This is a genomic window from Streptomyces spiramyceticus, from assembly GCF_028807635.1.
GTDB classification, from domain to species: domain Bacteria; phylum Actinomycetota; class Actinomycetes; order Streptomycetales; family Streptomycetaceae; genus Streptomyces; species Streptomyces spiramyceticus.
Genome location: NZ_JARBAX010000001.1, coordinates 1,471,162 through 1,494,483, shown reverse-complemented (window position 1 = coordinate 1,494,483; position 23,322 = coordinate 1,471,162). Strand labels below are relative to the sequence as shown.

The following is a 23,322-nucleotide window of genomic DNA, read 5'->3' as shown; positions in this document are numbered from 1 at the left end:
GCCTTACCTCGCTTGCCAGCCCTCGGAGGGATCCTGATGCTGCCGTCCAGACAGGCGCGCGCGTTCGCCGTCGCACTTCTCGCGGCCCTGCTGGGAGCCCTTCTCCCAGCCACTGCTGTCGAGGCGGCCAGCCGTACGGTGCAGGGCGGCAGGCTGGACTGGGGCATCAAGTCCTCCTTCCAGAGCTATGTCACCGGGTCGGTGGCGAAGGGAAGTTGGAGCCTTACGGGCGGAGCCGCCACGGTCGGCGGCAGCCAGTTCCGCTTCCACTCGGCGACCGGTTCGTACGACCCGGACAGCGGGGCCCTGAACGCTGGCTTCTCGGGCGGGGTCCACTTCACCGGCCACAAGAACGCCGCCGGCGGACACGACCTGGACCTCACCATCAGCAGACCCACGGTCCGGATATCCGGCGGCAGCGGCACGCTCTACGCCGACATGGTCAGCAAGGACAAGGCGACCGGAAAGGTCACCACATCAGCACAGGTGCCGCTGGCCTCGCTCACGGTCTCCGGCATCAACATGAAGGGCGGCGGCAGCCCCGTAGCCCTCAACAGCATCCCCGCGACGCTGACTTCCCAGGGCGCCAAGGCCTTCGCGGGGTACTACGCGGCGGGGGCGCAGCTCGACCCGGTGAGCCTGTCGGCCGATGTGGTGGCTGCTGCCGCGACCAAGGCTCCGGCGGACAAGGCAGACAAGGGAGACAAGAAGGAACAGCAGCCGAAGACCGCGGGCGCGTTCCACGACGCGGCCGTCGACTGGGGCGTACGCCGCACCTTCCGCGAGTACGTCACGGGATCCATCGCCAGGGGCAAGTGGGAGCTGACCGACGGCGCCCAGGACGGCGGAGCACTCTTCCGCTTCCCGAAGGGCAAGGGCGCGTACGACGAGAAGAAGCGCACCCTCGACGCCGACTTCGCGGGCCGCCTCCGCTTCACCGGAAAGCACCTGGACCTCACCCTGTCGGGCGTCGCCGTCACGGTGAAGGACGGCAAGGGCACGCTCGCCGCCGACGTGACGTCCGAAACCGACACGAAGACCGAGAAGACGAAGAAGAACGTCCCCCTGGTCACCTTCGAGGCGAAGGAACTCGCCCCCAAGGACGGCCTGGTGACCCTCACCGAGGCGCCCGCGAAGCTGACCGAGCGCGGAGCGAAGGCCTTCGGATCCATGTACAGGGCGGGCACCGCGATGGACCCGGTGTCACTCGCCGTCGCCCTCGACAAGAAGGCGCAACTCCCCGCACTGCCAGACCTGGGCAGCGACGCCAGGCCCTCGGCGGAGCCGGAGAAGAAGGCGGAGAAGAAGGCGGCCGCCAAGACCCGGACTGCCGCCACCGCTTCCTCCTCCCGCACCGGTACGTACATCGCCATCGGCGCGGGTGTGCTCCTCTCCGCGGCGATCGCGCTGTACCTCGCGCATCGCCGCCGTACCACCCAGAACTGAACCGACCTGCTCAATCACCTAGGAGACCACTGACCATGGCAGCCACCCCCCGTCCCACAGTCATCGCCGCAGCCGTCGCCACCGCGGCCGCGCTGGGTGCGACCGTCCTCGCGCTGCCCGCCCTCGCGGCGGACGGCCCGCCGACGAAGCCGATGAAAATCGTCGGCGGGTCGCTGGACTGGGGCGTCAAGGAGGGCTACCGCAACTACGTCAAGGGCATGGCGAACGGCACGATCACGGTCGCGGACGGGGCGAAGCTGAACGCGGACGGAACGTTCAACTTCGGCTCCGCGACGGGCGAGTACGACCCCGTCAAGCACACCGTGAAGGCGGCGTTCGGCGGCAGCGTGACCTTCACGTCGCCCCCGCTGCCGCAGGGCCACGGCTTCGAGGTCAAGCTCTCGGACCTCAGGTTCGACACGGGCGCGGAACGGCTCACCGCGGACGTGACCCGCGACGGCGGTGCGGTCCAGGAGGACGTGCCGCTTGCGGAGGCGAAGGTCACGGGCCCGTCGATGGAGAAGCTGGCGACCACGCTGACGAAGGAGGCGGCGGCGGCGCTCGGCGGTCCGTACGAGGGGAAGGCGGGGGACCCGCTGACGGTGAAGCTGGAGTTCGAGAAGCCGACGACCCCGCCGACGACCCCGCCGACGGGCAAGCCGACCGAGAAGCCCAAGCCGACCACTCAGCCGTCCGAGAAGCCCGGCACCAAGCCCACCGCGAAGCCCGGCACCAAGCCCACGTCCAAGCCCTCCGGCGAACCCGTCGCCGCCACCAGCAAGATCGTCGACGGCAACCTCGACTGGGGCCTCTACAAGCGCTTCGTCAGCTACATAACCGGACCCATCGCCCACGGCAAGATCGAGCTCGGCGGCGGCGCGGTCAAGCAGGGCGCGGGCTGGCGCTTCCCCAAGGGCACCGGCTCCTTCGACGGCGAGAAGAAGACCCTCGACGCCACCTTCAACGGCTCCATCCGCTTCCTCGGCCACAAGACGGCCGGGAAGTGGGCCCTCGACACCAAGTTCACGAACTTCCGCGTCCGGGCGAACGGCATCAAGGGCAAAATCGTGGTGGACGGCGTCTCCAACGACCGCGAGACCCAGCGCCCTGTCACGTTCAAGAACCGCCCGCTCGCCGACCTGAAGCTCACGGCCGGTTCGCTCAAGGCCAAGGACGGCGTCGTCTCCCTCTCCGGCGTCCCGGCCACCCTGACCGCCGAAGGCGCCAAGATCTTCGGCGCTCCGTACGCGGCGGGCGACCAGCTCGACAAGGTGGCCGTAGCGGTCTCGGTCACCGAGGGCGCCGACCTGCCCGACGGCGGCACGGACGGCGGCACAGGCACAGGCACAGGCACCGGCGCCACGGGCGGCACCAGCACCACCGGCGGCGCGAGCACGACCGGCGGCACCGTAGGCGGTACGGGCACCACCGGCACCACCACCGCCGGCACCGTAGGCGGCAACCTCGCCGCCACCGGCTCCGAAGTCCCGGCCGGCGCCCTCCTCGCCGCCTCCGGCACGGTCGTCGCGGCCGGCGCGGCGGTCGTCTTCGCGGCCCGCAACCGGCGTACGCACGCCTGATCCGACCGACTCCACCACGCCCCCATGCGACACGGCCGCACCGCGCGATTCGCCGGTGCGGCCCTGTCGTTCGGCTCCACTGATGCTTGAATGCCCTGGTGAACGAACTCGACGTACTCCGCGTCTTCTGCGGCCCGGACGGACGACACGGCAATGCCCTCGGCGTCGTAAGAGACGGGCGTACGCACCCCGATCAGGCATCCCGCCAGGCTTTCGCCGCCGAACTCGGCTTCAGCGAGACCGTGTTCGTCGACGACCCCGAGCGCGGCATCGTCGACATCTACACCCCCGGCACGCGCCTGCCCTTCGCCGGGCACCCCCTCGTCGGCGCCGCCTGGCTGCTCGACCTGGAAGTGGTCAACCCGCCGGCGGGCGAGGTGTGGGCACGCCACGACGGGGAGTTCACCTGGATCACCGCCCGTGCCGAGTGGGCCCCGCCGCGCCGCCTCCAGCAGTACGCGTCGGCCGCCGAGGTCGACGCGCTGCCCGCCCCTCCGCCCGGCGAGGGCTGGCTCTACGCCTGGTCCTGGCAGGACGAGGCGGCGGGCCGGGTGCGCGCTCGCGCGTTCCCGCGCCGAATCGATGAGCGCGGCGTCAGCCGCCCCGGTGGAGCCGGTGCTTGCACCGGGGGGATCACGGAGGACGAGGCGACCGGCGCCGCAGCGCTCCTGCTGACCGCCGAACTGGACCGCGCCCTGAACATCACGCAGGGCCGCGGCTCCCAGATCCTGACGGCGCCGGGACCCGACGGCACGATTGAAGTGGGCGGCCGGGTCCGCTTCGCGCGCACAGCCGCAAAACTCATGCGCTGAGCGGGAACTCCCCGCCCAGCTCACGAAAAACCGCACCGTTGAAGTCGAAGGCGCGCTTGCACTCGTCGATGATGCGCTGCTTCTCCAGGTCGTCCGCGTTCACCTGGTCGAGCAGCTCCCGGTAAGTCCGCTTGAAAGCAGCCGGGTTGGGGATCGACTCGAAGACGTAGAAGCGCACACCATCGCCCTTGCGCTCAAAACCCCACGTCTTCTCCGCCTTGTCGCGGATGATCTGTCCGCCCGACAGATCCCCGAGGTAGCGCGTGTAGTGGTGCGCCACATACCCGGCCGGCCAGCTGCGCGCGCACTCGCTGACCCGCCCTGCGTACGCCGCGGTCGCAGGCAGCGGCTCAAGGTCCTCGCGCCAGTTCTCGCCGCGCAGGTGCGCCAGGTCGCGCTCCAGCTCGGCGGTGCGCATCAGCTCCGGCCGGATGAACGGCCCGGCGACCGGGTCGCCGCGCAGCGACTCGGCCGCGTCCTCCAGCGCCCGGTACACGAACCACAACTGCTCCGTGTAGCGCGCGTACGCGTCGACGGAGAGCCTCCCGCCGAGCATGTCGCTCATGAAGGTGGAGGTCTCCGCCTCGGTGTGCTGCTCGTGCGACGCGACGCGGATCAACGTCGAGAAGGGGGTGGTTGTTGCGTCGGCGGCGGTAGCGGATACGTCCAAGGCGGGCCTCCGGGGGACCGAGGGGACGGGAACGAAAGACCGTGCGCTGGCAGCCAGAGCCGGCCGCCACCGCCGATCTTCCTACTTAGGTAAGCCTAAGTCAATGCGTTCCCGACGACCTGTCGGTAAAAACTCTACGCCCGGAACCCGGCTACGGCAGCGTGAGAATCTCGGCCCCGGTCTCGGTAACCACAAGCGTGTGCTCGAACTGAGCCGTCCGCCTGCGGTCCTTCGTCACCACGGTCCAGCCGTCTTCCCACATGTCGTACTCGTGCGTACCGAGCGTGAGCATCGGCTCGATCGTGAAGGTCATGCCGGGCTGCATCACCGTCGTCGCATGCGGGCTGTCGTAGTGCGGAATGATCAGCCCGGAGTGGAACGACGAATTGATGCCGTGCCCGGTGAAGTCGCGCACGACGCCATAGCCGAAGCGCTTGGCGTACGACTCGATGACCCGCCCGATGACATTGATCTGGCGCCCCGGCTTGACCGCCTTGATCGCACGGGCCAGCGACTCGCGGGTGCGCTCCACGAGAAGCCGCGACTCCTCGTCGACGTCACCGCACAGGTACGTGGCGTTGTTGTCGCCGTGCACGCCGTTGATGTACGCCGTGACGTCCAGGTTCACGATGTCGCCGTCGCGCAGCACCGTGGAGTCCGGGATGCCGTGGCAGATGACCTCGTTGACGGAGCTGCACAGCGACTTCGGGTAGCCGCGGTACCCGAGCGTCGACGGGTACGCGCCGTGGTCGATCATGAAGTCGTGTGCGACCCGGTCGAGCTCGTCCGTGGTCACCCCGGGCGAGATGTGCTTGGCGGCCTCCTCCATCGCCTGCGCGGCGATGCGACCCGCGATGCGCATCCGCTCGATGGTGTCGGAGTCCTGGATTTCGGGACCTGTGTACGGCGTCGGCGCCGGCTTCCCGACGTACTCGGGACGCCGGATGTTGCCGGGGACGGAACGGGCGGGAGAGAGCTCCCCTGGTACGAGCAGCGACTGGCCAGACATGCAAGCGAGTGTATCCAGCCGCCATCGGGCAGCATGGCGGCAGAGGAAGGAGCCGACGATGGCCCTGTTCAAGAAGCGCACGGTCGGAAAGCCGGGCGAATGGTTCTACTGCCTGGAGCACAAGACGGTCGAGGAGGGCCCCCAGTGCCCGGGAAAGGACCGTTTCGGCCCTTACGCGACGCGTGAAGAGGCGGAGCACGCGATGCAGACGGCGGCGGAGCGCAACCTCCAGTGGGAGAACGACCCGAAGTGGCACGACAAGAACGGCGCGCAGGCGGCGGACGACGGGGACGCCTGATCACCCCACTGTTTCAGCCGTTTCAGCCGCCGCGTCCCTCTGGACCCGGCGGCGCTGCGCATCCTCGTCGGTGGTCGCGTCGTACGTCATGATCCCGCGCGAGCAAGCAATTACGCCGGAGCCGACGCCTCGGTGTGGGGGGAAAGGGGGGAGGGCAACAGCGCCGCGCAGCGGCCCGCACCGCACGTGCACCGCACCCCCGCCCCCTACCACCGCGCCGGCGGTGGCGCCGTCAGCTGGTCGGCGAGGCGTGCCAGCCGGTCGCGGAAGCGCCGCCGCCCCCGCGGCACCGGCAGGCTGTTCTCCCCGGCCGCCGCACTCACCAGGTGCTGGACCGTATCCAGGTCCACATCCCCGCCCCCCGGCACCGAAAGCCCCTCGTGCGCCAGACCCCGGATCTCCCGGTCCCCCCCGTCCAGCGACAGCACCGTCACGCCTGCCCGCCGAGCGTCATGCACCCGCTCCAGCAGCCCCGCCCCCGGCCGCTCCGGTGCCACGACGAGCAGCGTCTCTCCCCGGGCCGCCGCCTCGATCCGGCCGAGCCCGACCGACAGATGAGCCGGTTCGCCGGGCCGCACCCGGTGGCGTACGAGCGTGGGGCTCAGCTCGGCGAGGCCGGACCAGGCTGCCTCGTCGACGAGGTGCGCCGCCAGATGCCACGGTTCGTACGCCTCGGTCCCCACTAGCAGCAGCCCGCCGCCCTGCGGCACGACGGACGACCGCAGTGCTCCGGCGAACCGCCTCGTGGCCGGCAACCACTCGGTCCCGTCGAGGACTTCACGCAGCAGGGCGACACGTACGGCATCCATGCCGCGGCATCCTGCCGTACGTCCGCGCCGGCCGGGAGCGAATGACCCCGCCTCACCCGTACGAGCGCCCTACCTGCAAGTAGGGTCGGAGCCATGACTTCCACCGACAGCTCCGGCACCTCCGCCGGCACTCAGGCACCCGCCGCCGCGCAGAAGCCCGCCGCCAAGGACCCCTGGGACCTCCCGGACGTGTCCGGAATGGTCGTCGGCGTGCTCGGCGGCACCGGCGACCAGGGGCGCGGGCTCGCGTACCGGCTGGCCAGGGCCGGCCAGAAGGTGATCATCGGCTCGCGCGCCGCCGAACGCGCACAGAGCGCCGCCGCAGAGCTCGGCCTCGGCGTCGAAGGCGCGGACAACGCCGAGTGCGCCCGCCGCAGCGACATCGTGATCGTCGCCGTGCCGTGGGACGGTCATGCCAAGACGCTCGAAGCGCTGCGCGAGGAGCTGACCGGCAAGCTCGTCGTCGACTGCGTCAACCCGCTCGGCTTCGACAAGAAGGGCGCGTACGCCCTGAAGCCGGAGGAGGGCAGCGCCGCCGAACAGGCCGCCGCCCTGCTGCCGGACTCGCGGGTGACCGCCGCGTTCCACCACCTGTCGGCCGTGCTGCTCCAGGACGAGGCGATCGAGGAGATCGACACCGACGTGATGGTGCTGGGCGAGGCCCGCGCCGACACCGACATCGTGCAGGCACTCGCGGCCCGCATCCCCGGCATGCGCGGCGTCTTCGCGGGCCGCCTGCGCAACGCCCACCAGGTCGAGTCCCTGGTGGCCAACCTGATCTCGGTGAACCGCCGCTACAAGGCGCACGCGGGCCTGCGCGTGACCGACGTATAAGCAGGATCGGGGCATGGGGGACACTGGACGGGAAGCACCGAGCACCAGCCACAGCACACCCGCACAGGAGTCGCCCCCATGCCCCGCCTCGCTCTGTACGCCCTCGTCGTCTGCGCCCTCGCCGTCGCCGCGGCAGTGGTGTCCTTCGTCCAGGGCAGCTGGCTCGGGGTCATCTGGATCCTGCTGGCCGGAGTCGCCTCCAACATGGCCTGGTACTACCTGCGCAAGGCGAAGGCGGGAGCGAAGGCGGAGACCGGCCGCGAGACCCCCGCTACGGGGTGATCGCCGGCACCTCCGGCTCGCCCTGCCAGAAGCGGTAGAACTGCTGCCCCCAGTACGTGTCCCAGTCGCTGACGCCCAGCCCCCGCAGGATCGCGTCGACCGCGTCGAAGAAGACATGGTTGACGGCGGGAATCCACAGCACGCCGAAGACCAGCAGCAGCCCGAACGGCGCGAGCGGCTCGACCTGGCGGCGGATGTTGTACGAGAGCCAGGGCTCGATCACCCCGTAGCCGTCGAGCCCCGGCACCGGCAGGAAGTTCAGGATCGCCGCCGTCACCTGGAGCAGGGCGAGGAACCCGAGCGCGTAACGGAACGGATCGGGAACGCCGTCCAGCGCCCCCAGCCAGAACGGCGCGGTGCACACGATCGCGAACAGCACATTGGTCAGCGGTCCGGCGGCCGAGATGATGCTGTGCTTCAGGCGCCCCCGGATCCGGTGGCGCTCGATGAAGACCGCGCCGCCCGGCAGACCGATACCGCCCATGATCACGAAGAGCACGGGCAGGACGATACTCAGCAGCGCATGAGTGTATTTAAGTGGATTGAGGGTCAAATACCCCTTCGCACCAATGGAGATGTCGCCGCTGTGCAGCGCGGTACGGGCGTGCGCGTACTCGTGCAGACAGAGCGAGACGATCCATGCGGACGTGACGAAGAGGAAGACGGCGAAGCCGGTACTCGCCGAGAACTCCGTCCACACCGCCCACCCGGAGACCGCCATGACGGCAGCGATCCCGAGGAAGACGGGACTGATCCGCCGGTCGCGACGGGTGAGGGCGGTGGTCATGGGCGGGTCTCCTGGGGTGTGGGCGACGGGCGTACGCCCGGATGGGCGCCGGGCGGCCTGCCCGACCGTACTGGTGACACAGCGAAACTGGCGACACAGCGAAAACGTCTCGCGCGGCAACGGTAGTTCCGGCGAAGCTGGGTTCATGGCGGTGTGGAAGATCAAGTACGACGACTGGCAAATGGAATGCTGCGGCGAACCGTTCTCGGTCGGCGACGAGGTGCGGTGGCAACTGGCGCTGAGGACACCGGAGGAGGGGGCCGACGCCGCGACGTGGGGGGACAGCTTCAGCGAGTTGGAACCGGCGGGGAGCGGCCTCGTACGGGGCCCCGGCGCAACCGCACTGTGGACATCCGGCGAGCGCATCCCCGCCCGCCCGGTCGGCCTGCTCACGGTGGAGGCGCACGGGCCGGGCCCGCACGACGTACCGGAGACCGTCGGCACGGTCCGCTCGATCCAGGTCGTCACCGAGGGGTACGCCGAGACGCACGCCGGGTCGCGTACGTACGCCCCGGTGGCGGGCGAGCGGTGGCTGAGGGAGGTCGACACGTGCCCCAAGTGGTTCGCGAACGAGCCCGGACAGGCCCGCCGGGGACGCGGATACCGGCGCGACGAGACCGGCGTCCTCGTCACCCTGGAGACGCCCGTCGGCCGACGCCCCGTGAGTCCCGGACAATAGGGCCGTGCGCTACCGCATACTCGGCCCCACCCAGGCACTCCGCGACGACGGCACGCCCGTCGCCGTCGGCGGAGCGCGGCTGCGCGCCCTGCTGACGGCGCTGGCGCTGCGGCCGGGGCGTACGGTGCCGGCCGGCGCCCTCACCGACGAGGTGTGGGCCGCCGACCCGCCCGCCGACGCGACCGGCGCACTCCAGGCCCTGGTCGGCCGGCTCCGCCGGGCACTCGGCCATGGGGCGATCACCTCCGTGGACGGCGGTTACCGGCTGTGCGCCGGCCCCGAGGACGTAGACCTGTACTGCTTCGAGCGTCTCGCGGGGGAGGGCGAGCGCGCCCTGGACGCCGGGGACCCGGCCGAGGCGGCGGCCCTGCTCGACGAGGCGCTGAGCCTGTGGACGGGCCAGGCCCTCGCCGACCTCCCCGACCGTACGGGCGAAGCCACCCGCTGGGAGACCCGCCGCCTGGCCGTCCGCCGCACCCGCCTGGCGTCGGCGCTGGCGCTGGGCCGCGCGGAAGAGGCGCTGCCGGAACTGGCCGCGCTCTGCGACGACCACCCGATCGACGAGCAGCTCCAGGCGTTGCGCCTGCGCGCCCTGCGCGACGCGGGCCGCACGGCACAGGCACTGGCGGCCTACGAGGACCTGCGCCAGGACCTGGCAACGCGCCTGGGTACGGCCCCGTCACCCCAACTCCGCGCTCTGCACGCGGAATTGCTATCCCCGACTCCGCCCCACGTGCTGGAGGCCTCGGTAACTGCAGCCCGCCCGGGGGCCTGGGGGCTTGGCCCGCCACGCGGCGGCAGCCGCAAAATGTCACAGCCGGGAAGGGGCGGGGCAGGGGAAGAAAGCGCCGCCCCCGGCGCCGCGCAGGCTCACGGCGCCCAGCAGCGCACTCCGCCCCCCACGGACCCACGCACCGCGCCCCAAACCCAAACGCAAACCTCCCGTGGCAACTTACGCTCCCGTCTGACCTCCTTCGTCGGGCGCGAGGCCGACATCGACGTCATCCGGGGCGACCTCGCCGGTGCCCGGCTCGTCACGCTACTGGGGCCCGGTGGCGCCGGTAAGACACGGCTGTCGCAGGAAGCCGCCGAGGCGGCTGACGGGGCCTGGCGGGACGGGGTATGGCTGGCAGAGCTCGCACCCGTCGACGACCCCGCCACCGTGCCCGAGGCCGTACTCGTCGCGCTCGGGGCGCGCGAGACCGTGCTGCGCGGAGCCGGCGCCGAGGAGCTGCGGGCCGCCGACCGGCACGGGAACGATCCGCTCGTACGCCTCGTCGAGCACTGCGCCCGCCGCCAGATGCTGCTCCTGCTGGACAACTGCGAGCACGTGATCGACGCCGCTGCCCACCTCGCCGAGGAGCTGCTCGTCCGCTGCCCGGGCGTGACCGTGCTGGCCACCAGCCGGGAACCGCTCGGCGTGCCCGGCGAGGTCGTACGGCCCGTGGAACCCCTGCCCGACCCCATGGCGCTGCGCCTGCTCGCCGAACGCGGCGCCGCCGCGAAGCCCGGGTTCCGTACGGACGACGATCCGGCCGCCGCTGCCGAGATCTGCCGCCGCCTCGACGGCCTGCCCCTCGCCATCGAACTCGCCGCCGCCCGGCTCCGGATGCTCACCCCGCGCCAGATCGCCGACCGCCTGGACGACCGGTTCCGGCTCCTCACCGGCGGCAGCCGCACCGTACTGCCGCGCCAGCAGACCCTGCGCGCGGTCGTCGACTGGTCCTGGGACCTGCTGGACGAGCCGGAAAGGGCGGCTCTGCGCGCCCTGTCCGTCTTCGCGGGCGGCTGCGACCTGCCCGCCGCCGAGGCGGTCTGCGGGCCGGATGCGCTGGACGTACTCGGTTCGCTGGTCGACAAGTCCCTTGTGGTGGCCTCCCCTTCGGGAGAGGGCGGGGGCGAGGGCCATGGCGCGAGCGAAGGCGCGGGCGGCAGCAGCGGCGGCATGCGCTACCGCCTCCTCGAAACCGTCGCCGAGTACGCCGCCGAACGCCTCGACGAGTCGGGCGAACGAGACGCCACCGAGCACCGCCACCTCGTCCACTTCCGCGAACTGGCCCGCCACGCCGACCCCCTGCTGCGCGGCCGCGAACAGCTCACCGGCATCAGCCGCCTCCAGGTCGAGTACGAAAACCTCCGCACCGCACTGCGCCGCGCCATCGCCGCCCGCGACGAGCACGAGGCGCTGTGCCTCGTGCACTCACTCGCCTGGTACTGGCAGATCCGCGATCTCCGCAGCGAGGCCCGCCACTGGTCCCTGGCCGCCGCCGAACTCGGCCCCGACCCCTTCGCACCGCCGGCCGCCCCCGCCCCCGCCCTGCACGAGCGGTGCACGGACACACCGCCGCCCATGGCACCGGAACAGCTGCTGGAGGCGCGGCGCGGAGCCTGGATGATCCATCTGGCGAGCATGAACCACGACCTCGACGAGTGGACCTCCGGCGACGCCATGGCGTGGCTGCGCCGCGTTGTCGACGTGTACCGGCCGGGCCTGCCGCAGACCTGCCGCACACCCGGAACGCTCTGGTTCTACGCGATCATGCTCACCGGCAGCCCGGGGCAGCTGAATGAGGTCATCGACCGGACGGTCGACACCTGCCGGGAGCTCGGTTACGTATGGGAGCTCGCCGCCGCGCTCCAGATGCGGGCCAACATCCTCGCCAACCGCAGTGCCTGGGCCGGTGACGCCGGCCGCGACGCCGACGAGAGCCTGGAGATCTTCACCCGGCTCGGCGACGCCTGGGGCGCGGCCGAGGCCCTGTCGGCGCGCGGCGAGGCCCGCGAGCGCACAGGCAAGTTCGCCCTCGCCGCCGAGGACTTCCGCGCCGCGATCGCTCACGCGGGACAGCTCGGCGCCAAGGAGCAGGTGGCGCTGCTGCGGGTGCGGCTCGCCGGCGTCATGGTGGAGACGGGCGACGGCGAGGAGGCCGAGGCGATGCTGCGCGCCGTCCTCGCCGAGGTCGAGCACAGCGGTCACGAGTGCGAGCCTGCAGCCCGCATCTACCTGGCGGTGTGGCTCGCCCGCAGCGGTCGCAGGGACGAGGGCCGCGAACAACTGGAGTGCGTGCGGCGGGACTTCAAGAAATCGACCCTGGCGATCTTCGAAGGCTTCGTGCTCGGGCTCCTCTCCTGGCTGGACAATCTGGACGGCCGTTACGCCGCCGCGCTCGATAAGGAACGCCAGGCGCTGGAACGGTCATGCGTGCCGCTGTCGCGGATGGTCGCCCCGCACATGCCCGCGATCCAGCTGATGATCGCGGCCCGCGCCCTGGCCGGACTCGGCGGCCCGGGCATGGCCCGCGACGCCGCCCGCCTGCTCCACGCGCACGACGCCCTGCTCCCGCCGGGCCACTTCGTGACGACGCAGGAGCGCGAGACGAGGGCGGACGCCGAGGCGGCGGCCCGCGCCGCACTGGGCGACACCGCGTACGAGTCGGCGTACGCCGAAGGCAGCGGCCTCACTCTGGACGAGGCCGCCGCCCTGGCCGCCGGACGCTGACGCGACCGGCGGGACCGTACGTCAGGTCTTCTTGCGGAACTTGGACACCGCGATCGGAGCCGTCACCACGGTGATGGCCACCGTCCACGCCAGCACCATCCACACATCGCGGGCGACGGGACCGCCGATGAACAGCCCGCGCGCCGCGTCCGCCAGGCTCGACAGCGGGTTGTAGTCGGTGAAGGTCTGCAACCAGCCCGGCATCGTCGACGGCGACGTGAAGATCGACGACCCGAACTGCAGGGGCATCAGCACCATGAACGCCATGCCCTGCACAGCCTGCGCCGTCTTCACGGTCAGCCCGATCAGGATGAAGATCCACATCAGTGAGGCGCCGAAGAGCAGCGAAAGCCCGATCGCGCCCAGGATGTGCAGCGGCGAAGTCTCGACCGACATGCCCAGGACGAAGCCCACGATCAGCAGGATCGTGAAGGCGACCATCATGCGGCCGATCTCGACGACGATCTTCGCTATGAGGACCGAGGACCGGGCGATCGGCATCGTCCGGAACCGGTCCATGACCCCCTTCTGGAAGTCCTCGTTGACGCCGGTGCCGACCGCCATCGAGACGTTCATGCCCATCATCGCCATCAGGCCGGGGACCAGATAGCTGACGTACTCGGACTGTTTGCCCGGGCCCGCGACCGCGCCGCCGAAGACGAAGGTGAAGAGCAGGGTGAAGACGATCGGCATCAGCAGGACGTCGAACATCGACTCCGGATCCTGCTTGATCTGCATGGCGTTGCGGCGGGCGAGAGCCACGATGTGCCGTGCGTTGGCCCGCAGACCGATCCGGCCCTCACCGCCGCCGCGCGCCTTCGCGGGCGACTCGGGCGCCGATGCCGGGGTCGGTGTCACTGTCGCCGCGCTCATGCCGCGACCTCCTCGTGCTGCTTGATGTCTTCGACGCCCTCGGTGACCGCGTCGCTCGTCTTCTCGCCCGTAATGGCCAGGAACACCTCGTCCAGGCTGGGCAGATGGGTCCCGATCTCCGCGATGCCGAAGCCCCGCGCACCCAGCAGGCCGACCACCGCGGTCAGTTGCTCGTCGCTGAGGATCGGTACGTACAGCATCCCCTCGTCGGCCTTCGACCCTGCGATCCCGTCGAGCCCCGCCTCGCTCAACGCCCGTGCCATCGCAGTCAGTTGCGCCGGGTCGGACGGGCGGACCTCAAGGGTGCGGCCGCCGACCTTCGCCTTCAGCTCGTCCACCTTGCCGCCTGCTATGACCCGGCCACGGTCGATGACCGTCAGCTCGGACGCGAGCTGCTCGGCCTCCTCCATGTACTGCGTGGTGAGCAGGACGGTGACCCCCTCGCCCACCATCCGCTTCACCTCGTCCCACACCTCGTTGCGGGTACGGGGGTCGAGTCCGGTCGTCGGCTCGTCCAGGTAGAGCACGGAGGGCTGCCCGATCATGGAAGCCGCCAGGTCGAGGCGCCGCCGCATACCGCCGGAGTACTGCATGACCGGCTTCTTCGCGGCCTCGGTCAGCGAGAACCGCTCCAGCAGCTCGTCCGCGCGCCTGCGCGAGTCCTTGCGGGACAGATCGAGCAGCCGCCCGATCATGTAGAGGTTCTCCCAGCCGGCGAGCTTCTCGTCGACCGAGGCGTACTGCCCGGTCAGGCCTATGGTGCGGCGAAGCTGCCGGGGCTGCTTCACCACGTCGTAACCGGCCACGACGGCCGTGCCGGCGTCCGGCTGGATCAGGGTGGACAGGCAGCGCACGAGGGTGGTCTTTCCTGCGCCGTTGGGCCCGAGGACACCGAGCACGGTGCCTTCCTGTACGACCAGGTCCACGCCGTCCAGTGCCTTGGTCTCGCCGTAGTGCTTGACCAGTCCCCTTACCTCGACGGCGTTGGCCGCGCCGCCTGTGGGGTTCTTGTCGATTCGCGTCATGCCGACTATGAGAACAGCCGCCACTGACAACGCACCGACAGAACGCCGACAGCCCGCCGATGGGGGAAGTCGGCGGGCTGTCTCTGGTGCGGGCAGTGGCTAGTGGAAGGTGTGCTCCTCCTGCGGGAACGCCCCGCCGACCACCTCGTCGGCGAACGCCTTCGCAGCGTCCCCGAGGGTCTGCCGGAGGTTCGCGTACTGCTTGGTGAAGCGCGGCACCTTGCCGCCCGTGAGACCGACCATGTCGGTGTACACGAGCACTTGGGCGTCCGTGTCGGGACCTGCGCCGATGCCGATCGTCGGGATGTGCAGCGAGCGCGTGACCTCGGCGGCCAGCTCGGCCGGTACGAGCTCCAGCACGACCGCGAACGCGCCGGCGTCCTGGGCGGCCTTCGCGTCACGGAGCAGCTTGTGGGCCGTTTCGTCGTCGCGGCCCTGCACCCGGTAGCCCATGGTGTTCACGGACTGCGGTGTCAGGCCCAGGTGCGACATGACCGGGATGCCGGACTGCACGATCAGCTCGGTCTGGGCCAGTGAGCGATCGCCGCCCTCCAGCTTGACCGCGCCGACCCCGGCCTCCTTGACCAGCCGGATGGCACTGCGCAGCGCCTGGACGGGGCCCTCCTGGTAGGAGCCGAAGGGGAGGTCGCCGACGACGAGGGCGCGGCTCGTGCCCCGTACGACAGCGGCGGACAGCATGGTCATTTCGTCGAGAGTGACCGGCACAGTGGTGTCGTAACCGAGGTGGCAGTTGCCCATGGAGTCGCCCACGAGCATGACCGGGATACCGGCCTCGTCGAAGACCGAGGCGGTCATGGCGTCGTACGCGGTGAGCATGGGCCACTTCTCGCCGCGCTCCTTGGCGGCGGCGATGTCATGGACCGTGATGCGGCGAGTGCCCTTGCCTCCGTACAGCGCCTTGCTGCTGTCGGCGGGTGTCTTGTGGGCAGCCTGAAGCGTCATGGCTAACGGCTCCTTCGAAATCTCGAGGCGCCCTGACGGCGTCCCCGGACCACAACCATGGTGACACCCCACCGGGGCCTACGGGAAGTGGGGACGGTGCGGCTACTGAGGGCTGTCCGCGCCGCTGGCTGGTTTGTGCGCGTTTCGTCACAGCGGGCCCTCCGCGTACAGGAACCGGAACCCGCACCCTCGCCCCGTCGTCCTCGTGTCAGGACGGCCGCCGTGTTGGGCGGCAGAGAAAGGCACCGGCAATCCCCTAGGGTCACAGGCGGGGCCGGTGTGCAGGGCATGGCAAGGCAGTGAGGACAGCGGAATGGCACAGGCGTACATGACGGACCCGGGGAACGGCAGCTCGGAATCCGAGCGTTCGGGGTCCCGTCTCCGGCGCCGCCTCGACCGCTGGCGCCGCGACAGGGGCATCTGGCGGCGCGGCGTCCTCCTCGCGGTCTGTGCGGTCCTGCTCACGCTGCTGATGGTCTTCCATGCGGAGATCCCCAACACCGTCGGCAACCTCGGCAGCCTCACCGAGACGTTCCTGCCCTGGCTGGGCGTGGTCGGTATCCCTGTGCTGCTCGTCATGGCGCTGGTCCGCCGCTCGGCGACCGCGCTGGTCGCCCTGCTCCTGCCGGCGATTGTCTGGCTGAACCTTTTCGGGGGTCTGCTCACCGACAAGGCGGGCACGGGGGGCAACCTGACGGTCGCCACCCACAACGTGAACGCCGAAAACCCGGACCCCGAGGGCACGGCCCGCAAACTGGCCGAATCCGGTGCCGATGTGGTGGCCCTTGAGGAGCTCAAGGCCAGCGCGGTGCCGTCGTACGAGAGCGCTCTGTCCGGCACGTACAAGTACCACTCGGTGCAGGGCACCGTCGGGCTGTGGAGCAAGTACCCGATGTCCGACACGCGGCCGGTCGACATCAAGATGGGCTGGACCCGCGCCATGCGTTCGACGGTGACGACGCCGGAGGGGGAGGTCGCCGTGTACGTCGCGCATCTCCCCTCCGTACGGGTCAAGGTCAACGCCGGCTTCACGGCCGGCCAGCGCGACGACAGCGCCGACGCGCTCGGCGAGGCCATCGCCCGCGAGCCCCTCGGCAAGGTCGTCCTCCTCGGCGACCTCAACGGCACCATGAACGACAGGGCCCTGAACGCGGTCACCTCCCAGATGCGGTCCACGCAGGGCGCGGCGGGCGACGGCTTCGGCTTCAGCTGGCCTGCGGCGTTCCCGATGGCGCGGATCGACCAGATCATGGTGAAGGGGATCGACCCGGTGTCGTCCTGGGCGCTGCCGGACACGGGCAGCGACCATCTGCCGATCGCGGCGCGGGTGGAGATCTGACGGGCACGCACGCTCGGTCGCAACCCGGCGTTTACGTCGCGGAGCACTTCACCTGAGAGAGTTTGTTCCGCACAGGAACGTACTCTCCCCCTCTCTCGTGGAAAAGGTCACCCATGCCCAGGCCGAAGCGCCGGACGGGCTGAAAATCAACCGGGCGGGGGGACAGGCACCCGCCGCAGGCGGGCGCACTACCCACTGCGCCGCACCCGTCGACGGCGCCCAGCGCTCCACGGGGGCGTCCGCGGCCTGTGGCCCCCTGAACGGGCGGGCGCGGTGGGGCAGGTGCCCGGCGCAGGCGGGCGCACTACCCACTGCGCCGCACCCGTCGACGGCGCCCAGCGCTCCACGGGGGCGTCCGCGGCCTGTGGCCCCCTGAACGGGCGGGCGCGGTGGGGCAGGTGCCCGGCGCAGGCGGGCGCACCGCCCACCGGCCCGCACCGCCGACGGTGCCCCCGCGCCCCACGGGGGCGTCCACCGTCTCGCGCCCCCCCGAACGGGGCAGGCGGGGTGGCCACCCCCCACTCAGACCGACTCGCGCCACCGGTTCGTGATCGGCAGACGCCGGTCCTTGCCGAAGCCCTTCGCGGAGATCTTCGTGCCCGGCGGGTACTGCCGGCGCTTGTACTCCGCCGTGTCCACCATCCGCAGCGTCTTCGCGACCAGCTCCCGGTCGAAGCCCGCCGCGACGATCGCCTCCAGGCCCTGGTCCTTGTCGACGTACATCTCCAGGATCCGGTCCAGGACGTCGTAGTCCGGGAGGGAGTCCGTGTCCACCTGCCCCGGCCGGAGCTCCGCGCTCGGCGGCTTGGAGATGGAGTTCTCCGGGATCGGCGGCGTCTGGCCCCGCTCCTCCGCCGCCTTGTTGCGCCACCGCGCAAGCGCGAAGACCCACGTCTTGTAGACGTCCTTGATCGGACCGTACGCGCCGACCGAGTCGCCGTAGAGCGTCGAATAGCCCACCGCCAGCTCGGACTTGTTGCCCGGCGCCAGCACGATGTGGCCCTCCTCGTTGGAGATCGCCATCAGCGTCGTGCCGCGCAGCCGCGACTGGAGGTTCTCCTCGGCGAGCCCGGTCAGGCCCAGCGAGTCCATGTACGCGTCGAACATCGGCTCGATCGCGACGGTCCGGTAGTTCAGCCCGGTACGCCGCGCCAGCTCCGCCGCGTCGCCCTTGGAGTGGTCCGACGAGTACTTCGACGGCATCGAAACGCCGTACACGTTCTGCGCGCCCAGCGCGTCGCACGCGATCGCGGCCACGAGCGCCGAGTCGATGCCGCCGGACAGTCCGATCAGGACGCTGCTGAAACCATTCTTTGCGGCGTACGCCCGTAGGCCCACGACCAGCGCCGAGTACACCTCCTCGTCGTCGTCGAGGCGCTCCGCGTAACCCCCGGTCAGCTCCGGCTCGTACGCCGCGACCGGCTCCTCGGAGAGAACGACGCGGTCGATCAGCAGCCCGTCGTCGACGATCCCGGTCGGCGCGTCCCCGCTCGCGGCCGGCAGGTCCAGGTCGAGCAGCATGCTGCCCTCCGAGAACTGCGGCGCCCGTGCGATGACTTCGCCGTCCTTGTCGCAGACGATCGAGTCGCCGTCGTAGACCAGTTCGTCCTGGCCGCCGATCATCGCGATGTACGCCGTCGTGCAGCCCGCCTCCTGGGCGCGCTTGCGCACCAGATCGAGCCGGCTGTCGTCCTTGTGGACCTCGTACGGAGAGGCGTTGATGGACACGAGCAGCCCCGCCCCCGCGGACCGGGTCGCCGGTACGCGGCCGCCGTCCTGCCAGAGGTCCTCGCAGATGGCGAGGGCGACATCGACGCCGTGGATGCGGATGACGGGCATCGAGTCGCCCGGCACGAAGTACCTGAACTCGTCGAAGACGCCGTAGTTGGGGAGGTGGTGCTTGGCGAAGGACAGTGCGACCTCGCCGCGGTACAGCACGGCGGCGGCGTCCTGCGGCGACCCGGCGGGCTGGCCGTAGCGGGGCTGGGCCTTCTCGCAGCGGTCGAGGTAGCCGACGATGACCGGGATCTCCCCGAAGCCCTCCTCGGCGAGGCGCACCGCGAGCGACCGTACGGCGTCGCGCGACGCCTCGACGAAGGACGACCGCAGGGCGAGGTCCTCGACGGGGTAACCGGTCAGCGCCATCTCGGGGAACGCCACAAGGTGGGCGCCCTGCTCGGCGGCGTGGCGGGTCCAGTGGACGATCGCTTCGGCGTTGCCGGAGAGGTCGCCGACGGTCGAGTCGATCTGATTCAGAGCGAGGCGTAGTTGAGGCACGTAGTCAGCCTAACCGTCAGATTGACGCGATGTCCTGGCGGGAGCCGTACGGACATGTGTGGGGCGCCCCACTCCGGCGCCCCACTCCGGAGCCCGACACCCGCTTCCGCGCCCGCTTCCGCTTCCGCGCCCGACACCCGCGCCCGCTCCCGAGAACGCTCCCGAGGACGCCTCCGCGCGCCCGCTTCACTTCGTCGGGCCGGTCCAGACCGCGTCCTCGTACTCCATCACGTCGGGGCTGAATTCGACCTGCATCCGGTCTGCCGCGCCGGGAGGCAGGGAGTAGGCGTACTTCCCGACGGACCGCTTCCCGGGGAGGAGGTTGCCGGTGAGGACCTTCTGCCGGCCGCTGCCGTCGATCAGGAGCTCCGCATCGGCCCCGTCGGCGTCGCTGACACTCGGCAGGCCCGTCTTGAAGTCGACCTTCGCGGTGCCGCCGTTGACGGCGATGACCGTCACCTGGACCGCCTTGTTGTCTTTTGCGTGACCGAGTACGTAATCGTCCGGAACGTACGGCTGCGGCTTGGAGACGGTGATCTTCAGGCCATTCTCGTACGTGTACGTCTCACCGAACTCCAGGTTCCTGGCCGCCTCCGCCGCGGCGGACGCCGAGGCTTCCGCCGATGCCGAGGCCTTCGCGGACGCCTCCGCCGACTCGACCTCCGCGCGGACGTCGTCGGTGATCTCTGTGACCTTCGTGACGGTGAACACCCCGCCGCCGACGGCGAGCAGGAGACCCACCGCGCCGAGGATCAGGCCGGTGAGGGCCATGCCCTTGTTGGTCGCCAGACCCTTGCGGGCGTGACCGAGTCCGACGATGCCGAAGACCAGCGCCAGCAGGGCGGGCAGCCAGGACATCCAGAACAGCAACACGGCCAGGCCGAGGACGACACCGGCTATGCCGAGCACCAGGGCCGCGACGCCCAGGCCGTTGCGCGGCTGCGCCATCATGGGCGGCGGCCCCTGAAAACCGGCCGGCGGCGGGCCCCACGGACTCTGGCCGCTGGGCGGGGCGGGCATGGTCATCCGACGTCCTTGAGGCCATGGGCGAATAAGAGTTCGATGACATTAACAGGGCACACATGTGTCCCGTAGTTCTCTATGTGCCGGTAGCCGAGCCACCCGGCATGCGGCGGCACACGAGGGCACGAGAGATGGCCGACGCGCCCCGATTCCGAAGTAGCGTTGCGCCAACCATGTCCTTTGAGCTTCTCCGCGGTAGTCGGCCCGTCGCCGCCCTCCTCGCGCTCGGCGCCGTCACGTACACCGCCTGGGCACTTGAGGCCGTCCTCGTGACCGGCCTCGACCCCGCGCGTACGTACGTGAGTGAGCTCGCCGCGGCCGACCAGCCGCGCGGTGGCCTCTTCCGGGCCACCGACCTGATCGCGGGCCTGCTGGTGCTCGCTGGCGCGCTCTGGGCCTTCGTCAGGTACCGCCCGCGCAGGCTCTGGACGGTCACCGGCTGGGCCGGCATCGCCTTCTTCGGCGCCCTCACCGCCGCCGACTCCCGGCTGCCGCTGAGCTGCGCGCCGACCGCCGACGCTCAGTGCGGGGCCCGAGAGGCGGCGGGCCTCGTCCCGGTCACGCACGCGGCGCACTCGTGGAGCAGCACCCTCGCGACGACCGGAGCCGTCGTCGCGATGGTGGCGCTCACGCTCGCGGCCCGCCGGTACGGCCGCTGGGCGCCCCTCGCCCGTACCGGACCCGTCATCGTCACGGCCGAACTCATCGCCACCGTATGGACCCTGGCCGCCGTCGCAGCCTTCGAGGCCGGACAGGGCACCTGGCTGCTGGGGGTCGGACAGCGGATCCAGGTGCTGCTGGTGGCGGTCTGGCTGACTGTGCTCGCATTGTCAGTGGCACGCGAGAAGCTGTACGAGTGACTTCGACTTCGACCTCGACTTCGGCTTCCGCTTCGCATCGCCGTTTCATCCGGATCGGCGGCGTACCGCACCATGTGGTCGTCGACGGCAGTGGCCCGGTGTGTGTGCTGAGCGCCGGGCTCGGGATGAGCTGGTTCGACTGGGATCCCGTGGCACGGCTGCTCGCGCCGTCCTTCACGGTCGTACGGTTCGACCGCCCCGGGCACGGCCTCAGCGGCCCCGCGAGCACGCCGCCGACCGCTGCCGGTGAGGCGCACCGTATCGCCGCGATCCTCGACGCGCTGCCCGCCATCGCGAACAGGTTCAGCGCCGGCCGACCCGCCACCGTCGTGGGCCATTCCGTCGCCGGATTCCACGCGGAGGCTTTCGCCCGCCTCCACCCGGCCCGTACGGCAGCCGTCGTGCTGGTCGACTCCAGCGTCGAGGAGCACGCCCGCACCCCTGCCGCGCCGGCCCTGCGCACTGCCGCCGCCCGGGCCCTCGCCGCGGCCCTCACCGCGACCGGCGCCCCGGCGGCGCTGGGCCCCCTGGCCCGCCGGGCGACGGTCAGCCTGAGCCGCACCGGCGACGGCGGTGATCCGGCGCCCGACGCTCTTGTACGCCGCTGCTACCGCACCTCGCGCGTCCTGCGCGGCGCACTCCTGGAGAACACCCACTACCGCGCGGTCGCAGCCGAACTCCTCGCGCTGCGCGACCGTTCCCCGCTGCCCGACGGCGTCCCGGCGGCGGTCCTGGCGGCGTACGACGGCAAGGGCGGCCGCTCCTCGCTGCGCTGGCTCGACCGGCAGCGGGCCCTCGCCGGACAGCTCGGCGCCCGCTTCGAAGTCGCCGAGCCTTCCGGCCACTTGATGATGCTGGACCGCCCGGACCTGGTGGTCCGGGCGGTCCAGGAGATTCAGCGCAAGGGCAGACTCAGGAACGCGGAGCCGCACCCCGCGCCTTGAGCAGATCCGTCATCAGAGCGATCTCCGACTCCTGCGCGTCGACCATGCCCTGGGCCAGGGCCCGCTCCGTGCCGACCTCGCACCGCTCGACACAGCCCTGAGCCATCGCGACGCCGCCCTTGTGGTGGTCGGTCATCAGCTGGAGATAGAGGATCTCCGCCCGCTTGCCGTCCGCCTCACGCAGCTTCGCCAGCTCGCTCTTGGTGGCCATGCCGGGCATGAGCGCCCCGTCACGCACCTCGTGCGCCCCGTGCGCCGCACCGCCGCCGGCAGCACCATGACCACCGTGCCCGGAAGAGCCCCCAGCGCCCGCCATCCAGGCCATCGGCTCGTCCGACGACACCTTCGGCAGCTCCCACAGGTCGAGCCAGCCGAGCATCATGCCCCGCTGGTTGGCCTGGGTGTTGGCGATGTCGTACGCCAGCCGGCGCACCTCTTCGTCCTTCGTACGGTCGCGGACGATGAAGGACATCTCCACCGCCTGCTGGTGGTGCACAGACATGTCCCGCGCGAAGCCCGCGTCCGCGGAGTCCACCGTGGGCGTACTGACACCGGTGGTACCGTCCTCGCCCCCGCTCCCGGCGGCCGCCGTGACGGCCGCCGCCGCGAAGAGCAGCGCCAGGACGACCGCCGTGACGGCGGCCCAGTGCGTACGGGTCATCACAGGGTCATTCCGCCCGTGCACGCCGCACCGGGCTCAGGCGTCTGCGGCCCCTGCACGTACTTGGTGAAGAACTGCTCGACCCGCGGGTCGGAGGCGCTGTCCACCGTGACCTGCTTGCCCCACGCGCTGAGCATGAGCGCACCGGACTGGTCCTTGACCGGGCTCATCAACGAGTACGACGTCTTGCGGACCTTCTCCTCGAGCTTCTTGATGTCCGCGTCCGACGCCTTGTCGTTGTACGTCACCCACACCGCGCCGTGCTCCAGCGAGTGCACCGCGTTCACCTTCGGGATTTCCTTCTTGTAGACATCCCGGTCGCAGTTCATCCAGACCTGGCTGTGGTCGCCGCCCACCGGCGGCGTCATCGGGTAGGAGACTTCCTTGGTGACGTGATTGCGGCCCAGCTTCTTCGCGTCCCAGGACTTCTCCTTCTTCACAGGCGCCTTGGCCATGGCCACCTTCTGTTCCTTCTTCTCCGACTCCTGGAGGAAGACGTAGGACCCGAAGCCGACGAGGCCGACCACGACGACGGTGCTGATGCCGATGGTCAGGAACCGGTTGCGGCGCTCGCGCGACTGCTCGGCGCGGCGCATCTCCTCTATTCGGGCCTTGCGCGACGCGTTGGAGGTCTTGGTGGAAGCCATGGTGT

At 70.7% G+C, this 23,322-nt stretch carries 22 protein-coding genes; 11 read left to right on the top strand and 11 right to left on the bottom strand.

The window, feature by feature from the left end; translation table 11 throughout:
* Nucleotides 1-36: 36 nt before the first annotated feature.
* The 3 genes from PXH83_RS06680 to PXH83_RS06670 all read left to right on the top strand — a co-directional run bounded on the left by PXH83_RS06680 (nt 37) and on the right by PXH83_RS06670 (nt 3,838).
* Nucleotides 37-1,446, top strand: coding sequence for an HtaA domain-containing protein (locus tag PXH83_RS06680; RefSeq protein WP_274557779.1), 1,410 nt, complete (start codon nt 37-39; stop codon nt 1,444-1,446).
* Between the two features lie 35 nt (nt 1,447-1,481).
* Nucleotides 1,482-3,026 (top strand): HtaA domain-containing protein, encoded by a 1,545-nt coding sequence (locus PXH83_RS06675; RefSeq protein ID WP_274557778.1) that lies wholly within the window; start codon nt 1,482-1,484, stop codon nt 3,024-3,026.
* Between the two features lie 98 nt (nt 3,027-3,124).
* Nucleotides 3,125-3,838, top strand: a complete 714-nt coding sequence (locus tag PXH83_RS06670; protein ID WP_274557777.1) for a PhzF family phenazine biosynthesis protein — start codon at nt 3,125-3,127, stop codon at nt 3,836-3,838.
* Here PXH83_RS06670 and PXH83_RS06665 read toward each other — a convergent pair.
* Nucleotides 3,828-4,508 carry a biliverdin-producing heme oxygenase gene (locus PXH83_RS06665; protein ID WP_274557776.1) on the bottom strand — a complete coding sequence of 227 codons (681 nt, stop codon included), beginning with the start codon at nt 4,506-4,508 and terminating at the stop codon, nt 3,828-3,830. The genes PXH83_RS06670 and PXH83_RS06665 overlap by 11 nt on opposite strands.
* A gap of 151 nt (nt 4,509-4,659) precedes the next feature.
* The gene (gene map / locus PXH83_RS06660) at nt 4,660-5,517 is read right to left on the bottom strand and encodes a type I methionyl aminopeptidase (RefSeq protein ID WP_274557775.1); all 858 of its coding nucleotides are present in this window, start codon (nt 5,515-5,517) and stop codon (nt 4,660-4,662) included.
* 58 nt (nt 5,518-5,575) lie between these two features.
* On the opposite strand from map, the gene PXH83_RS06655 reads away from it, so the two are divergent.
* On the top strand, nt 5,576-5,815 hold the full coding sequence (locus PXH83_RS06655; protein ID WP_274557774.1) for a hypothetical protein: 240 nt from the start codon (nt 5,576-5,578) through the stop codon (nt 5,813-5,815).
* A 206-nt stretch (nt 5,816-6,021) separates the two neighbouring features.
* On the opposite strand, the gene PXH83_RS06650 is transcribed toward PXH83_RS06655, so the two are convergent.
* The gene (locus PXH83_RS06650) at nt 6,022-6,624 is read right to left on the bottom strand and encodes a hypothetical protein (RefSeq protein WP_274557773.1); all 603 of its coding nucleotides are present in this window, start codon (nt 6,622-6,624) and stop codon (nt 6,022-6,024) included.
* Between the two features lie 93 nt (nt 6,625-6,717).
* Between PXH83_RS06650 and npdG the strand changes: the two genes are divergently transcribed.
* Both npdG and PXH83_RS06640 read left to right on the top strand, forming a co-directional pair.
* Nucleotides 6,718-7,458 carry an NADPH-dependent F420 reductase gene (gene npdG, locus PXH83_RS06645; RefSeq protein ID WP_274557772.1) on the top strand — a complete coding sequence of 247 codons (741 nt, stop codon included), beginning with the start codon at nt 6,718-6,720 and terminating at the stop codon, nt 7,456-7,458.
* A 78-nt stretch (nt 7,459-7,536) separates the two neighbouring features.
* On the top strand, nt 7,537-7,740 hold the full coding sequence (locus PXH83_RS06640) for a hypothetical protein (protein WP_274557771.1): 204 nt from the start codon (nt 7,537-7,539) through the stop codon (nt 7,738-7,740).
* Here the strand turns inward: PXH83_RS06640 and PXH83_RS06635 are convergent.
* The gene (locus PXH83_RS06635) at nt 7,730-8,527 is read right to left on the bottom strand and encodes a site-2 protease family protein (RefSeq protein WP_274557770.1); all 798 of its coding nucleotides are present in this window, start codon (nt 8,525-8,527) and stop codon (nt 7,730-7,732) included. The two genes, PXH83_RS06640 and PXH83_RS06635, sit on opposite strands and share 11 nt — an antisense overlap.
* A 145-nt stretch (nt 8,528-8,672) precedes the next feature.
* On the opposite strand from PXH83_RS06635, the gene PXH83_RS06630 reads away from it, so the two are divergent.
* Together PXH83_RS06630 and PXH83_RS06625 are read left to right on the top strand one after the other, a co-directional pair.
* Nucleotides 8,673-9,206, top strand: coding sequence for a DUF6578 domain-containing protein (locus PXH83_RS06630; protein WP_274557769.1), 534 nt, complete (start codon nt 8,673-8,675; stop codon nt 9,204-9,206).
* Nucleotides 9,207-9,210: 4 nt separating this feature from the next.
* A complete protein-coding gene (locus PXH83_RS06625) occupies nt 9,211-12,705 on the top strand; it encodes an AfsR/SARP family transcriptional regulator (RefSeq protein ID WP_274557768.1) in 3,495 nt (1,164 codons plus the stop codon).
* A gap of 21 nt (nt 12,706-12,726) precedes the next feature.
* Here the strand turns inward: PXH83_RS06625 and PXH83_RS06620 are convergent, their stop codons facing one another.
* From PXH83_RS06620 to panB, 3 genes are all read right to left on the bottom strand, one after another.
* Nucleotides 12,727-13,578 carry an ABC transporter permease gene (locus PXH83_RS06620; RefSeq protein ID WP_274557767.1) on the bottom strand — a complete coding sequence of 284 codons (852 nt, stop codon included), beginning with the start codon at nt 13,576-13,578 and terminating at the stop codon, nt 12,727-12,729.
* Complete coding sequence (locus PXH83_RS06615; protein WP_274557766.1) at nt 13,575-14,603, bottom strand: ATP-binding cassette domain-containing protein; 1,029 nt, start codon at nt 14,601-14,603, stop codon at nt 13,575-13,577. Before PXH83_RS06615 ends, PXH83_RS06620 begins: the two co-directional genes overlap by 4 nt.
* A gap of 99 nt (nt 14,604-14,702) precedes the next feature.
* Nucleotides 14,703-15,566 (bottom strand): 3-methyl-2-oxobutanoate hydroxymethyltransferase, encoded by an 864-nt coding sequence (gene panB, locus PXH83_RS06610; protein ID WP_274557765.1) that lies wholly within the window; start codon nt 15,564-15,566, stop codon nt 14,703-14,705.
* A gap of 313 nt (nt 15,567-15,879) precedes the next feature.
* Here panB and PXH83_RS06605 point away from each other — a divergent pair, with 313 nt between their 5' ends.
* On the top strand, nt 15,880-16,905 hold the full coding sequence (locus PXH83_RS06605; RefSeq protein ID WP_274557764.1) for an endonuclease/exonuclease/phosphatase family protein: 1,026 nt from the start codon (nt 15,880-15,882) through the stop codon (nt 16,903-16,905).
* A gap of 522 nt (nt 16,906-17,427) precedes the next feature.
* Here PXH83_RS06605 and PXH83_RS06600 read toward each other — a convergent pair.
* Nucleotides 17,428-19,182, bottom strand: a complete 1,755-nt coding sequence (locus PXH83_RS06600) for an NAD+ synthase (RefSeq protein ID WP_274557763.1) — start codon at nt 19,180-19,182, stop codon at nt 17,428-17,430.
* A 186-nt stretch (nt 19,183-19,368) separates the two neighbouring features.
* Nucleotides 19,369-20,208, bottom strand: coding sequence for a DUF4190 domain-containing protein (locus PXH83_RS06595; RefSeq protein WP_274557762.1), 840 nt, complete (start codon nt 20,206-20,208; stop codon nt 19,369-19,371).
* 170 nt (nt 20,209-20,378) lie between these two features.
* On the opposite strand from PXH83_RS06595, the gene PXH83_RS06590 reads away from it, so the two are divergent.
* The gene (locus PXH83_RS06590; protein WP_274557761.1) at nt 20,379-21,065 is read left to right on the top strand and encodes a DUF998 domain-containing protein; all 687 of its coding nucleotides are present in this window, start codon (nt 20,379-20,381) and stop codon (nt 21,063-21,065) included.
* Nucleotides 21,062-22,009 (top strand): alpha/beta fold hydrolase, encoded by a 948-nt coding sequence (locus PXH83_RS06585; RefSeq protein ID WP_274557760.1) that lies wholly within the window; start codon nt 21,062-21,064, stop codon nt 22,007-22,009. Before PXH83_RS06590 ends, PXH83_RS06585 begins: the two co-directional genes overlap by 4 nt.
* Here the strand turns inward: PXH83_RS06585 and PXH83_RS06580 are convergent.
* Both PXH83_RS06580 and PXH83_RS06575 read right to left on the bottom strand, forming a co-directional pair.
* A complete protein-coding gene (locus PXH83_RS06580) occupies nt 21,978-22,670 on the bottom strand; it encodes a DUF305 domain-containing protein (protein WP_274557759.1) in 693 nt (230 codons plus the stop codon). The two genes, PXH83_RS06585 and PXH83_RS06580, sit on opposite strands and share 32 nt — an antisense overlap.
* Nucleotides 22,670-23,317, bottom strand: a complete 648-nt coding sequence (locus PXH83_RS06575; protein WP_274557758.1) for a DUF3105 domain-containing protein — start codon at nt 23,315-23,317, stop codon at nt 22,670-22,672. The genes PXH83_RS06580 and PXH83_RS06575 overlap by 1 nt, the downstream gene beginning before the upstream one ends.
* Between the last annotated feature and the right edge of the window lie 5 nt (nt 23,318-23,322).